General features: G+C 44.1%; 12 protein-coding genes. 9 read left to right on the top strand and 3 right to left on the bottom strand.

All coding sequences use genetic code 11. From position 1 onward, the window contains the following. Positions 1 to 327 precede the first annotated feature (327 nt). The 6 genes from ACS72_RS05450 (at position 328) to ACS72_RS05425 (ending at position 4,879) form a co-directional block, all read left to right on the top strand. The gene (locus tag ACS72_RS05450; protein WP_048881484.1) at positions 328 to 1,215 is read left to right on the top strand and encodes a VacJ family lipoprotein; all 888 of its coding nucleotides are present in this window, start codon (positions 328 to 330) and stop codon (positions 1,213 to 1,215) included. A gap of 102 nt (positions 1,216 to 1,317) precedes the next feature. Continuing rightward, positions 1,318 to 2,286 (top strand): RsbU family protein phosphatase GigA, encoded by a 969-nt coding sequence (gene gigA / locus ACS72_RS05445; protein WP_005221036.1) that lies wholly within the window; start codon positions 1,318 to 1,320, stop codon positions 2,284 to 2,286. Positions 2,287 to 2,398: 112 nt separating this feature from the next. After that, complete coding sequence (gene gigB, locus ACS72_RS05440; RefSeq protein WP_004812973.1) at positions 2,399 to 2,917, top strand: anti-anti-sigma factor GigB; 519 nt, start codon at positions 2,399 to 2,401, stop codon at positions 2,915 to 2,917. Positions 2,918 to 2,941: 24 nt separating this feature from the next. Next, a complete protein-coding gene (locus ACS72_RS05435; protein ID WP_048881483.1) occupies positions 2,942 to 3,766 on the top strand; it encodes a carbon-nitrogen hydrolase family protein in 825 nt (274 codons plus the stop codon). Between the two features lie 102 nt (positions 3,767 to 3,868). After that, entirely contained in the window at positions 3,869 to 4,294 is a 426-nt protein-coding gene (locus ACS72_RS05430; protein ID WP_004889864.1) for an organic hydroperoxide resistance protein, read from the top strand. 192 nt (positions 4,295 to 4,486) lie between these two features. Next, positions 4,487 to 4,879, top strand: a complete 393-nt coding sequence (locus tag ACS72_RS05425) for a DUF4951 domain-containing protein (protein WP_048881482.1) — start codon at positions 4,487 to 4,489, stop codon at positions 4,877 to 4,879. Between the two features lie 46 nt (positions 4,880 to 4,925). Here the strand turns inward: ACS72_RS05425 and gspE are convergent, their stop codons facing one another. Next, positions 4,926 to 6,419 carry a type II secretion system ATPase GspE gene (gene gspE, locus ACS72_RS05420; RefSeq protein ID WP_048881481.1) on the bottom strand — a complete coding sequence of 498 codons (1,494 nt, stop codon included), beginning with the start codon at positions 6,417 to 6,419 and terminating at the stop codon, positions 4,926 to 4,928. Positions 6,420 to 6,522: 103 nt separating this feature from the next. Here gspE and ACS72_RS05415 point away from each other — a divergent pair, with 103 nt between their 5' ends. Both ACS72_RS05415 and ACS72_RS05410 read left to right on the top strand, forming a co-directional pair. Continuing rightward, positions 6,523 to 7,344, top strand: coding sequence for a hypothetical protein (locus tag ACS72_RS05415; protein ID WP_004812982.1), 822 nt, complete (start codon positions 6,523 to 6,525; stop codon positions 7,342 to 7,344). A 9-nt stretch (positions 7,345 to 7,353) separates the two neighbouring features. Beyond that, a complete protein-coding gene (locus ACS72_RS05410; RefSeq protein WP_004812984.1) occupies positions 7,354 to 8,277 on the top strand; it encodes a mechanosensitive ion channel family protein in 924 nt (307 codons plus the stop codon). 136 nt (positions 8,278 to 8,413) lie between these two features. Here ACS72_RS05410 and ACS72_RS05405 read toward each other — a convergent pair whose 3' ends face one another. Then, complete coding sequence (locus ACS72_RS05405; RefSeq protein ID WP_048881480.1) at positions 8,414 to 11,116, bottom strand: DUF2339 domain-containing protein; 2,703 nt, start codon at positions 11,114 to 11,116, stop codon at positions 8,414 to 8,416. 161 nt (positions 11,117 to 11,277) lie between these two features. Between ACS72_RS05405 and polA the strand changes: the two genes are divergently transcribed. Beyond that, on the top strand, positions 11,278 to 14,034 hold the full coding sequence (gene polA / locus ACS72_RS05400) for a DNA polymerase I (protein ID WP_048881479.1): 2,757 nt from the start codon (positions 11,278 to 11,280) through the stop codon (positions 14,032 to 14,034). 271 nt (positions 14,035 to 14,305) lie between these two features. On the opposite strand, the gene ACS72_RS05395 is transcribed toward polA, so the two are convergent. Next, on the bottom strand, positions 14,306 to 14,875 hold the full coding sequence (locus tag ACS72_RS05395; RefSeq protein ID WP_004812988.1) for a YggT family protein: 570 nt from the start codon (positions 14,873 to 14,875) through the stop codon (positions 14,306 to 14,308). Positions 14,876 to 14,908: the final 33 nt, after the last annotated feature.

The following is a 14,908-nucleotide window of genomic DNA, read 5'->3' as shown; positions in this document are numbered from 1 at the left end:
TATCTCTAGAAAGTCAACCAGTAAATCAGATTATTTTTAAACTTACTAAATAAAACCCAACTCAACCAATCTTAACTAAGTTACTGTTTTATCAGAAGTTTTAATCTTCACCACCGCCGATGGATGTGCATTCTACAGTATTTCAGAGGCCTTGCAACACCTTTTTTAAAAAAATCTCTCCACATGTGTATTTTTTAATCTTTTCGTGTGTTTTCCTTCATTTTTTATACAAATTTGCTTAAATGATGTTTATTCCTGAATATAACGTTTATTATTTTCATATTAATAAGTAGTGCTACTTACCCGGAAAAGGCCTCAGGTTACCTTATGCATCGTTCTATTTACTTAACTCTATGTTTATTTTCTTTAGCCTCAACCGCACAGGTTTTTGCTGAGGTGACTACCGATGTGGAAAATCTAGAAAATGAGCCTGAAAAAACGCCCCTTAGAACAAAAATTTCCAATAAGGCGCAACAATTACAGACACAATTGAAGGTCGATGCCAGAGCAGCACAGGCTGAAGAAGTTAAAGATCCCTTTCAGCCACTAAATAGAAAGATCTATCAATTTAACGATGTGATTGACCGCAACGTGTTACGACCTGTAGCCGTACAATATGTGGAAAAGGTTCCGAAAGATGTTCGCGGCAGCTATACTCAGTTCCGTAATAACCTGGGTGAACCCTGGAATGTAGTCAACCAGTTAATTCAAGGTCGTCCTGCACGGGCTGCCAAGTCCCTAAGCCGCTTTACCATTAATACTCTAACGACTCTAGGTTTGGCAGATCCTGCCCGTCGCTTGGGCTTGAGTCATGAAGATGAAAGGCTGGGAATTACTTTAGGTTATTATGGAGTGCCTTCTGGCCCTTATATCATGCTGCCACTTTTAGGTCCAAGCTCTGTCCGCGGGGTAATTGGTAGCGTTGTAGATAGCCAGGCTCGTCCACAAAAATATATTCTTGATGATAATGACGGACTTTACTGGAGTGACCAGTCTTTGCGTGTTATCGACACTCGTTCTGAAATACTGGACGTCGAAGGGGTATTGACTGGTGATCGTTATGCACAGATTCGTGACATTTATCTGCAACGTACCAGTTATGCAATTGCTGAAAAGAAAGGCTTAGAGTCAGAAAGTCTATTCACTGATATAGATGATGAATTTGAAGATGAGTTTGATGAAGATCAGAGCGATTCGACACAACCAACCTTTTAAGTAAATAATTTCAGCAAGATTATCGGTGAAAAAGATTCGCCGGTAATCAATAGCTTGTTATAGTACATCTAATAAACAAATTTGGGATTAGTTCATTTCCTTATGTATTTTATTCAGCCGACTCGTGATGTTCCTTATCTTGATCAAGTCCTTGACACACTTCCAGATGTGCAGATGATTGGTCTTGAAGATCATGAGTTGTATGATCAGACTATTCTTGCAATTTCCGATGTGCATGATTATCTGAAATACCAATGGAATTTTCCTACCATTGTCCTGGCTTTGGAAAATGAAGGAGCTGAACTATCTCAAGCCTGGGAGCAAGGTGCTCTTGCCGGGTGGATCTGGAACAAACTTCCAGCTCAGCCTCTCCTCGCTTTACAAAAAATTGATGCGCAATATAAAAGAAACCAGGATAGTCGCGACTTACCTTCCGCAGCAGAGTTACAACAAAGATTACTTCCCAACCCGATTGAGCTTTTGAACTATCAGGTAGAAACATATTTTCAGCCTTCCGCTTATCTTTCTGGTGATTGGTACGATTACTGGAAAATTAGCGACAAAGAAGTGATGTTCTATCTGGCTGATGTGTCTGGACATGGTGTCACCAGTAGTTTACTTACATCATGGATGGCGGCTTTTCATGGCCGTTCCAAATCGCCACGTGAACTGATCAAAAAGCTGAATGGCATGCTGGTTCAGGAAAATATTGAAAAACATATCACCATGATTGCTGGGGTTTTAAACCTTGAAACTCATGTGGTGCGCTGGTCCAGTGCCGGGCATTATCCACCGCCTATTATCTTTGAACCCAATCAGGCACCCAAAATTTTATCGACCAGCAGTTTTCCACTCGGGCTGACCGAAGAACTGGAAGTAGATGAACAGGAATTCATCCTGAAACGTCATGCCCGATTCATTTTATGTTCGGATGGTGCCCTGGAACCCTTTGATGGCGGTTTGAATGAACAGTTTGCACAGCTGGTCTATCACTTGCAAAATCAATCTTTTCAAGCGCCGGAGCATGTGGCAGACGATATTGCCTTCCTTAGCTTCATACGTATGAATTAGTAATATAATTATTGCTTTAATAGATACTTAAATTAACTCAGACCTTCAGCTACTTGAGTATCAAACTACCCTATGGGATAATTTAATATCCTTCTCTGCAAATGGCATTTATATGTCAACAGGTCATGTTGAATATGCAAGTTTGAACGGAACGCATATTTTTAAGCTTATTGGCGAAGTGCGTGCACAATCTTGCATAAGTCTAGACAAGTTACTGAACAAAATTGAACAGCAAGATAATGTCGTTGGTGCGATCGTTGATTTAACTGAAACCAGTTTTATTGATAGTACTGTGCTGGGCGTTCTTGCGAAACTGGGTTTGAAGCTGAAACAAGTGCATCATATCCAGGCTGTCATGCTCTCTACCAATTCAGATATTACCACTCTGGCTAATAGTATGGGTCTGGGACAGGTATTTGTAATCCTAAACTATTGTGGAGATTCGCATGTCTGCACCCGTGCCCTGATCGAAGAGCATGTAACGCATCGTAATATGCTCACTACGGTCCTGGATGCGCATAAGACATTGATGAAACTCAATGAAAGCAACAAAAATATGTTCGAACCTTTGGTTAAACAGCTGCAAAAAGAACAGGATAATCTCGATAAGGTGTCCGAACCCAATATTTAATCTTAATTTTCCAGGAAGGAAACGATGACTTTACTCTCTGTTGTACAAATGAATTCTCAGAATGGAATTGAAGACAATTTCAGAGCGATAGAATCCTTGATTCAGCAGAGTAAAGCCGCTGGTGCTGAACTGATCGTCTTTCCTGAAAATTTTGTCTGCTTTGCTGCCGGAAAACAACGCGAAACTGCGGCGCAGTTTGAAGACATTCAGCAACGCCTCGAAAAACTGGCACATCAACATCAGATCTGGATTATTGCTGGCACCCTGCCTTGTCCGTATCGCCCGGATGGTTCAGTGATTGAAGATGGTCGTGTCCGTACGGTAAGCCTGTGCATTAGCCCGGAACGTACTGAAGCACGTTATGACAAGATTCATTTATTCGATGTGCAAGTGGGTGATGCTGTCGGTGGCTATCAGGAGTCCAAATTCTTTGAACCAGGTACAGATGTCGTGGTTGCGAAAACCCCATTTGGCAATATTGGCTTGATGGTGTGTTATGACCTGCGTTTCCCTGAATTGGCACTGACTTTACGTCAACAAGGCGCCAATATTCTGACTGCCCCTTCTGCTTTTACCTATACCACAGGTCAAATGCATTGGCAGTTACTTCTACAAGCACGTGCTATGGATACTCAGTGTGCTGTGCTTGGCGCTGCACAACAGGGCTGGCATGGAGAAAAACGTCAGACTTGGGGACATACTGCAGCCACCAATAGCCGCGGTCAGGTACTGGATATGGTACATGCGGAAGGTGCTCAGCTGATCACGGTAGATTTTGATTTAAATGAACAGCATAAAGTTCGTGAGTCCATGCCATTGATGCAACATCGCAAATTGATCCAGTTTTAAAGTTTGCGATTTTCCTGTATAAAATAACAAAATCCCTGCTTATTCCTGTTTAAAAATCATCGAGCATAGAAACTCCATGAAAAAATAACAGGGATTCATATCATGTCATTAGAAAAAACTGTCTATACCGCCCATGCCAAAGCAACAGGTGGCCGCGATGGTCGGGTTACTACGGATGATCAACTGCTGGATATACAACTCGCAGTACCAAAGGAAATGGGTGGTCCAGGCGGTGGTACCAATCCTGAACAGCTCTTTGCCGCTGGCTATTCAGCCTGTTTTTTAGGGGCTATGAAATTTGTGGCTAATCGAGACAAACTGAATATGAGTAAAGAGGCTTATATTGAAGGTGAGGTAGGGATTGGTCCGATCCCAACTGGCTTTGGTATTGAAGTTACCCTAAATGTTCATCTGGAAGGTATGGATCAGGACGAAGCTCAAAAGCTGGTGGATGCCGCGCACATTGTCTGCCCGTATTCTAATGCTACTCGTAATAATATTGATGTCACGCTAAATGTGATTACTTAAGATCCAGTAGACAGCTATCCTGAAAAATCTGTTTTCAGGATAGCCTTGATCCAGTATAAAAATTCAATTCTTAGTTGGCGGGTCTTCAGCTTTTTAAATACTGTTTTCATCTTCCTATTTCAAAAAGATAACAGTTAGACAAATAGTTATATATAATGATTCTTATTCGCATTTATTATTGGGTTTATTTTGATGTTAAAGCCTCTTCTCCTCATCATACTGTTTTTAAGTATCCCTATCTCCTCTCTTGCAGATGTGCAAGTTTCTGAAAAAATTCGCCCTCAAGTCAAATCCTTGGTGAATCCAGATATTAATCGACTCGCTATTCCTCCTACACCGCATAACATGAGCCTGCCTGAGTTTGGGCAAGGTGTAATTGGCTGGAGCACAGGCCCTCAAGATGCAGAAACACGTTTGAATCATGTGAGTAAAGCTGATGTTGAAAAGATGAAACAGGTGGGTTTAACTATACAAATAGCGAAAACCTGGCAAAATTTTTATAAAAATGAGACTCAACGCAATGCCAGCAATCCAACCGCTCCATTGCGTGCCCAACTCATGAAGAAAATTATCGACTTGTGGTAATTTATTAAAAAGCAGTCCAACTGGCTACTTTTTAACAGTTCTATCATTAAGCTAGTTCTGCTGCTTCGTTGGTGACACGCAGTACTTCTTCCACCGTCGTCTTACCTGCCAGCACTTTACGTAAGCCATCATCACGAATAGAACCAGATTGTTGACGTGCGTAACTTTCTAACTCGTATTCTGGTGCATTACCATGAATCAGACGGCGCATATGATCATCCACCGGGACAATTTCATAGATCGCAGTTCGACCAGTGAAGCCTGTATGTGAGCAGCGTTCACAACCTTTTGGCTGTGGTAATTCTAATTGTGTCCCATTATGGACATGGGCAAATAGACCTTGTTCAAATTCATCCGCTACATGCCAGGTCGCACAATGTGAACAGAGAGTACGTACCAAACGCTGAGCAACCACCCCAATCAGCGAACTGGATAATAAGAAAGGTTCAATCCCCATATCTTTAAGACGGGTTACTGCACCAATTGCAGTATTGGTATGCAGGGTTGATAAAACCAGGTGACCTGTTAAAGAAGCCTGTACTGCTATTTCTGCTGTCTCCAGGTCACGAATCTCACCCACCATGACGACATCGGGATCCTGACGCAGCATCGCTTTTAAAGCACGGGCAAAGGTCATATCCACTTTGGTATTTACCTGCGTCTGCCCAATACCTTCCAATTGATACTCGACCGGATCTTCCGCGGTCAGGATATTCTTGGAACCATCATTCAGATCGGAAAGTGCTGCATACAGTGTCGTCGTTTTACCCGAACCAGTTGGGCCAGTGACTAGAATAATCCCATGTGGACGATGTACCAAAGTCTTGAGGCGATCGTAATCATTATTCATTAGACCCAAATGGGTCATGTTCAGGCGACCGGCCTGTTTGTCCAATAGACGCATTACCACGCGCTCACCATACGAAGATGGCAAGGTAGAAACACGGACATCGACTTCACGCCCTGCTAGGCGCAACGAAATACGACCGTCTTGGGGAATACGCTTTTCCGCAATATCCAGCTTGGCCATGACTTTAATCCGCGAGACTAACAGCGGTGCCAGTTCACGGCGTGGCTGTACAATTTCGCGTAACTGACCATCAACCCGCAAGCGGACTGAAAGTTTCTTCTCAAAGGATTCAATATGAATATCGGAAGCACCCACACGGATTGCTTCTGAAAGTAAGGCATTGATCAGGCGGACAATCGGCGCATCATCTTCCTGATCCATTAAATCTTCAGCTTCAGGGACAGAATCGGCCAGACTAAGCAAATCTGGATGGTCTTCCAGACCAGCTGCGACTTGTTGTGATTCGCCACTGTCTCCAGCGAAACTGCTACTGAGTAATTGGTTAAATTCGTGATCATTGCAGAGCTGATACTGGGCAGGATGGCCTAAAAAACGGCGTGCTTCCTGCAATGCAAGCATCGAGGTATTATCACGACGGACGATAAAGACCTGATCCCCTTCATAACGCAACAACACCCCATGGCGTTTGGCAAAACTATAAGGGATTTGTAATTGTTTCAGTACTTGCATCGTAGAATTATAATAATAGTGAAAAAATTTAAATTGAGTGTACTCTAAGCACATGACAGCGTGAAGTATGTTTAGAAAGATTTAGTACGAAAGGACAGCCGCATTGCCACACGATCAAGTTGATTTTTCCTCTGCTCAGCCCTCTATTCATTGGTGGGGAGAACAGAATTTTGAAATAAATGAGTCCAAAGCCTGGCAATTTGGTTCGCTGCTGTTCCGTCTGACACGTGGCTTGCAGGAATGGCGTCTGGAGTATTACCGCCCTGTGGTACAGTTTGACTATGAGCAGAAATGGCACCAGATCGAAGATCCCCATTTTGCCTTTCCCCAGCCAGTGAAAATTGAACGCTATATGTTCAAGTCCACCAAAAGTAAACTGCGACTCATGCCTCGTCTGGCAGATCGTTCTGTAGTAATCAAACCCGTCGATCCCATTTATATTCCTGCCGGGCAACGCGGAACCCTATATATCAGTACGCCACTGTGGATTGCCGGCTTTGTCGATGGACAGCGAGATCCAATTTTTGATGTTCCGGTAATTCTACCCAAAGATACCTGGTTTGGCCCGAATCATCGTTCTGGAGAAATTTGTTATGCCACAGCAGTCGATGGTCGTACTGAGCTAAAACAGCTGACGCCGCGTGCATTTCGTGCTGTAACCCCAATTGAATTCCACAATACCAGTAATCAGCAACTGCGCTTTGACCGTATGAATGTACCCGTGCCCGCCCTACCACTGTTTTTCAGTGCCAGCACGGGACGTCTTTGGACCTCGCAAATTAAAGTCCTGCATGAAGGTCTGGATCGTCCACCTCGAATTCGGATTGAAAACCGTACCCCACCCCATGCCGGTGAAGTGGACTATCTGCATCCGCCACGTGACCCTGCAGGCAATCTGTTCAATATGTTTGATTCATTCTTTTAAGGACGGCTAATGGCAAACTCAAGTATTTCTGCTGAAGTCACCAATAGCCTGAAAGGCGTATTTACCAGTATCAATACTGATCGGCTGACAGAAATTGCTGTCGCAATCGTACTGTGTTTTATTGGCTTTTTAATTGCACGTTTTTTCTCGAATGCCTTTATCCGGACGATTGGTCTACGCTTTAATGCCCATCAGCAAATGGTCTGGCGTCGTGGGATTTTTTACTTCATTTTCCTGCTGTTTGTCATGGCCAGTTTAAAGGAAGCTGGCTTTAAGCTCAGTGTCTTCTTAGGTGCAGCAGGTATTTTGACAGTTGCACTGGGTTTCGCATCTCAGACCTCAGCCTCCAACCTGATCAGCGGTATGTTCCTGATTGGTGAAGGTTCTTTTGAAGTTGGTGATACCATTCAGATTACCCTGATTCGTGGGCATACCATTGAAGGTGAAGTGATTTCGATTGACCTGCTCTCAGTCAAATTATTAACCCAGGATAATATCTATGTCCGGTTGCCGAATGAGCAACTGATCCGTGCCCCGGTACACAACCTGTCCAAATTTCCGATCCGGCGAATTCCGATCACGTTGGCGATTAATTTCCATGAAGACATTATCAAGGTTCGTGAAGTGCTGCTAGATGTAGCAAACAAATATCCTATGGTGCTTGCTGATCCAAAACCAGCTGTGACAGTAACTGCTTTCCGGGAATCATCCATTGAATTGCTGTTTGCAGTCTGGTGCCAAGGTGAAAACTTTTTAAAAGTTCGTGATGAAATGCAGGAACGCATTCGTAATGGTTTCCTGGAAAATCATATTGAGATTCCTGTACCAAAAATGGGCTTTGTAGATCATCCGCTTGCGCGTCCGCTAGAAAATGAAGATGTTGATCAATATGCCAATGAGAAGGAATTGAAGAGGGAGCCGGATTTAAAATAACTTTTTTTAAATCCCTCCTAACCTCGCTTTACAAAGAGAGGAATTGTCATAAAAAGCCGCTCTTTTCCTTGCACATTGCTTAAAGCTTGCAGGGTTTGGGAGATTAAATTAACGCTCAAATGTAGTTAATTTAGATTCAAACCCTCTTCTCCCCATCCGGCATTGGTGCAATATAAGCAATCAACAACATCACTCCACCTGCCAGTAAGAAGGACAATACTCGAGTTAAGGTCCCGATATGAGACAGATCAAACAGCACCAGTTTTAAGGTTACAATCACCAGAATACTACCACCCAGAATCCACATCGGTTTCAGGGCTTTCAATGCCGCAATCCACATCGTTGCAAAAGCCAATAGCACCCATAGAATGGTCAAGCTCAACTGGACTGTGGCATTACTCCACACTTCCAAACTGTTCAACGGCGTTCCTAAATACATATGCAAGGCACGCAATACAATATAGCTAGATAGCCAAAGTAAACTCAGTACCATGAGTACTGCCATCATTCCTTTATCTCGCCCTGCCCTAATTTGTTGCAGCAGCATCCAGATGAAGCTGACCAACATGGCAATACTCACCAGATCAAAAGGATTTAAAATAGGAAGCAAATAGAACTCAAAGGCCTGCTGACTGAGCAGCTGTGAACACAACAACCAGGCTGCCATCAGAATCAAGGTACTGTTGCCTTGCCACAGCATTGGCCAAGCAGAGTCCGCAGATTGTTTATAAGACCAGAAACACAAACCTAATGGCAAAATCACCATACTGATATAGGGCATACTTGGAATCAGACATAGGCTTGCCAGAGTCAGACTTACTAGAGCCCCTAAACTCACCCATTCTTTTGAAAGCAACAAGCCTGAGGCTGGTCGCAGCCATTGCCAGGCTAACAATAAGGTGGATAACCCAAAGATAATTCGGGCAAATTGACTCTCCCAAATCAGTACACCATTTTCACTTTGATCAATTGCTAGAACCACACCAGCAAAAACCAATGGCGTTAAGCCACACCATTTTGGCACCAGCCAGCTCCAGTCCTGATTTTTTCTGAAGATAATTTCATTAATAACAGCAAAAATCAGTGCAACTGTAGCCAGACTATAAATATGGGCATCTGGCGAACTGAACTCATCTTCCAATAAGGCAAACAGCATCAGGCTGGCTGAGAAACTGAGTAAGCTTAAGAAACCAGTACTCAGCCCATCTAGTTGCTGGATATAACGCTCTTTGAACTGGCTAATCAAGACTACAACCAGATAACAGCCACTTAGTATCCAGAAAATGTGTCGCGGTGTTGGATTCAACTCAACCAGATAATACAGACTGCTCAGCCCAGCCATGATCAGCAAACCCATACTCAAATATTGCCCAACTTTGAGATTCTTTTCCAAAGCCCAGAAATAAATTAATACGCCTTCTACGGCCCAGCCCACTACGCTCCATTCACTTTCCAGCAAAATTGGTGGAATCAGGGCAATAAAAATCAGCATCAGACTAAGATAGCTATTGGCAATGATATTCAGGGTATGACTACACCGCGATCCTAACCAGCAAACTGCGAATACTGCGGCATAAATCACGCTCAGTCCTGCCTGCCATGTACGTTCATTAAAATGAATCAGATACAGGAAAATATAGGCTGTAATTGGCGCGGCAAAAATCAGGGCAATGTCCAGAATCGGCTTGAGCTGGAACCTGCTCAGGTCATCTTTAGCGAGTAACTGACTAAAACGAAATCCCAGCCAGATAAACACGGCACTATGCGCCAGAATCAGGCCAGTCATGCTATAGCGTTCAGAAGTGTAGCCATGAATCAGCGCATAGATTCCCCCAACAATCGCAGTGACCAGAAAGGCAATCTGATTCAGCGTCTTCCAGGGTTTTAAGCTGGTCAGCGTTGCCACTCCGATATTAATGACCAGATAATAAGCAATCAGCTCTACAGCTGTGGCATCCCGTACAGGCAAAGTAAATGGTGCAATATAGGCAATTAACAGCGCCATCACCGTCAATTCAAAACTATTCTGCTTAAAACTGAGATATAGCGTCATGGCCATAATCAGCACAAATAGCACTGATGCCATCAACAGACCAGGAATGACCAGATTGTAATAGGCAAAGAATAAGGTCAGAAACAGCGCACTTAATCCCAGACCCTCAAGTGCCAGCGCAAAACTGCGGTTTTTCTCGATCAACCAATAGCCCAGCCCAGCAACAGCCATACTTGCCAAAGCAATCAGCCCCAATTTCATTGCCAGACTGATTTGCCAATGCTCCGTTGCAAAACGTAGTAACAGGATAATTCCGACAACCAGAATCCCGATTGCAGCTTTAAGCACCGGATTGCCTTGAAAAATCCAGCGCTGGATCTGATCGATTAAACCCGGTGAAGCATGATCACCTTGAGCCGGCTGCTGAAAGGCTTGCAGTGGAACTGGCTGAGAATTTAGAGTGTCCTGACTTGGCACCGAGTGAATACGATGCTGCAACTGTCGCAATGACAGCTCTATTCGTTGCAACCATCGAAACAGGAAGAAAATCCAGGCCGTGACGCCCAGTCCCATCAACCATTTCAGGTCGATGACACCTCCCACAATGGCAATCAGGGAAGAAATATATAATGGAACTTTGGAATAACCAGAAATAGACAACTGATGTTCAGCAGTGATCTCTTCAAGTGGCTGCTGCACTGCATTGACATACTGCATTACACTCATCAGAAAACCGAGCCCACATAAATAGCTGACAATCTCGTAATCCAGATACCAGGCACTCAAGCCTACAATCACCAGGCTGATCAGCCACATCATGCGTAATTCATTTTGCCCTGTTGTCATTCTTATATTTTCCAGTCCCATACCACTCCATCATACAACATGCCGCTGCCGGTTATTTCATCTTCGGTCATTATTCGCTAAGCTGTTGCCACAGACTTGCTCAGCGGGCACGCTAAAAATCACGTACAATAGCGCTATTATTTGAATAAGGAATTGAATACATGCCACCATTTGTCTTGGTCGATGGCTCTTACTTTTTATTTCGTGCCTTTCACGCGCTGCCACCGTTAACCACGTCAACCGGTTTACACACCAATGCAATTCGTGGTGCAATTTCTGCCATTCAAAAACTGATGCGCCGTGTCCAGCCTACACATATGGCGGTGATTTTCGATACCCCTGAACCCACTTTTCGTCATGAACTGTCACCCATCTACAAGGGTGACCGCCCAAGCATGCCGAGCGAGCTTGCCGAGCAAATCCCCTACCTGCATGCATTGATCAAAGCCTTAGGAATTCCACTACACGCCCTGCCAGGCGCAGAAGCCGATGATATTATCGGCACACTGGCAAAACGTGCTGAAGCCATGGGACATCAGGTACTGATCTCTACGGGTGATAAAGATATGGCCCAGCTGGTGACAGAAAAAGTAACCCTGGAAGACAGCTTTAAAGAAAAGCCACTCGATGTAAATGGTGTATTTGAAAAGTTTGGGGTCTGGCCAAATCAGATCATCGATTACCTGACCCTCATGGGCGATGCCTCAGACGGTATTATGGGTGTACCTGGCGTCGGTGCCAAAACCGCAGCCAAATTACTGAATGAATATGGCTCAATTGGTGGCATTTTGGAAAATGTCGACAAGATCAAAGGCAAAGTCGGACAAAATATCAAAGACAATGTGGAAGGCATTACGCTGGATCATCAGCTGGCCAGTATTGTGATCGATTTGGATTTAAGCTTTGGTTATGACGATTTAAAACTTGCTGAGCCAAATGTTGCCAAATTACGTGAACTCTATACCGAGCTTGAATTCCGTAACCAACTGCAATCTCTGGATCATCCAAACAATCCAAACAATAGCAATTACAAGCAGGCAGCTCAGTCGATTACAACCAAACCTGTAGCGCCAATAGAAGAAGATCATGCGTCATTGACCAGCAGCGATGATCAACTGGGACAGGCGACTTATCACACCGTGCTGAATCAGGCAGATTGGGATGCTTTATTTAATCGTTTAAATACTGCCAAACGTTTTGCTTTTGATACTGAAACGACTAGTCTGGATTATCGTATTGCTCAGATCGTGGGCTTCTCAGTGGCTTTTGATGCAGAGGATGCCTATTACGTACCGCTGGCACATGACTATGAGAATGCGCCTGAACAGTTAAATCGTGAAACCATCCTTGCGCAAATCAAACCCATTCTGGAAGACGACAATATTCAGAAAATTGGCCATCACCTGAAATATGATGCACATGTCCTAGAAAATCATGGAATCCAGCTGGCAGGCTGGTACTTCGATACCATGCTGGCGTCTTATGTGCTGAACTCAGTGGCAACCCGTCACGGTATGGATGACGTAGCACGTCTTTATTTAAGCCACCTGACCACGACCTTTGAACAGATTGCCGGTAAAGGTGCGAAACAAAAAACCTTTAATCAGATTGATATTGAAACTGCAGCACACTATGCCGCAGAAGACGCCCATGTCACTTATCGTCTGTATGAAGTGCTGTATGAAAAACTCAAATTACATCCAGAGCTGCTCAACATTCTGCTAAATATTGAAATGCCGGTTGCACGTGTATTGACCAGCATGGAAGAAAATGGCATTCAGCTAGATCTGGCTTTCCTGGATCAGTTGGGCTGTGACTTTGCGGAGACCATGAAAAATCTGGAACAGCAGATTGAAGAAATGGCGGGCGAATCCTTTAATGTCAGCTCACCGAAACAGGTTGGTGAAATCCTGTTTGATAAGCTGGGGCTAAAAGGTGGCAAGAAAACCACAACAGGTCAGTACAGCACCAGCGAAAGCATTCTGGAAAAGCTTGAGCATCCAATTGCCGAGCTAATTCTGAACTACCGTGGTCTGTCCAAGCTGAAAAGTACTTATACTGATGGGCTCTGTAAACAGGCCAATAATAATACTCATCGTGTACATACCAGCTATCATCAGGCACTAACTGCAACCGGTCGTTTATCCTCAACCGACCCAAACCTGCAGAATATTCCAATTCGTGAAGAAATTGGCCGTCAGATCCGTAAAGCCTTCGTCGCGCCAGAGGGTCGTATTTTACTTGCAGCCGATTATTCCCAAATTGAATTACGTCTGATGGCACATTTGTCTCAGGATGATGCACTGGTGGATGCTTTTATTCACGGTCAGGACGTCCATCGTCGTACCGCGGCAGAAGTCCTCGGTATTGCCCTGGAAGATGTGACCAATGATCAACGTCGCCAAGCCAAAGCAGTCAACTTCGGTCTGCTTTACGGGATGTCCGAGTTTGGCTTGACTCGTCAGCTTGGTTTCACCCGCCAGGAATCACAGGAATACATCAAGCAATATTTCCACCGTTATCCGGGTATTTATGAATATATGCAGCGTACCCGTCAGGTTGCGCTGGAACAGGGCTTCGTGGAAACCATTCTTGGCCGCCGTTTGTATACTCCGGATATTGATGCGCGCAATATGATGATACGTAAAGCTGCTGAACGTGCTGCAATCAATGCCCCACTGCAAGGTTCAGCTGCCGATATCATCAAGATGGCGATGATTGAAGTCGACAAGATGTTGCCAAAAGACCAGGCCAAAATGCTGCTGCAAGTCCACGATGAATTGGTATTTGAAGTTGATGAAGCGATTGCTGACGAACTGGCACCTAAGCTGGCTGAAGTAATGCAGTCTGTAGTGCAGATCTCTGTGCCTTTACTGGTAGAGGTAGGCAAAGGCAAGAATTGGGATGAAGCGCACTAAAGTGCTTTGAACCCCTCTTTCAGAGGAGTTTCAGGAGATTTATATTAGCCCTCTCCCCAAGGGAGAGGAAGTTACACCTAATTAATTACCATGAATAGTCTTACCAATTCCTTCTTCTCTTTTTAAGATAAAGAAGACTATTACTTCTCAGAGATGAATTTCCAGGAAGTTACCTCTCCTCTCAGGAGAGGTAGGAAGAGGTAAAACCTCTTTTGAAATTCATAACAAATAAAAAAGGACGCTTAGGCGTCCTTTTTTATATTCTTAAATCTTAGAAACCAGTCAACAACACCATGGCCACTTCACGCATGATCAGATCAACCACCATCAGTGCCAGAATCGCCAGAATTGGAGACAGGTCAATCATCCCGATATTCGGCATGATACGACGGAATGGTGCCAATAATGGCTCTGCCAGTTCCTGAACCACTTCAATATAAGGTGAACGGGATTGAGTAAACATCACCACCCAGCTCAAGATGATGGTCGCGAAAATCAGATAACGACAGAAACGGATCAGGTCCTGAATCATGGTCACAAAAGTCAGTATTAACAGATGAATTGGACCATTTGGCATACCACCAGACAGGTACATCATGCCAAATATTTTCAGCAAATACAGCACCACCAATAATGCCAGCGCGGCAGTATTTACCCGTCCCTTTGCCAGGGTTGGCAGAATACGACTAAATACATCTACAATCTTGGTAGCCTTTACAGTCGAAAGTACCACTGGATTATAAGGAGTTACCGAAGCCAGCTGCATTAAGAAGCGGAAAAATACGAGCAAAATTGCGACGTTAATGATAATGCCAAAAATTAGCGCAGAATTTGCACCCATACCTGAAGGTTCCTAAATATTAAATTTGAAAAT

Source organism: Acinetobacter sp. VT 511, assembly GCF_001077515.1.
Lineage (GTDB): Bacteria > Pseudomonadota > Gammaproteobacteria > Pseudomonadales > Moraxellaceae > Acinetobacter > Acinetobacter schindleri.
The sequence above is the reverse complement of the archived record's forward strand: the minus strand, read 5'-3'. Positions and strand labels throughout refer to the sequence as shown.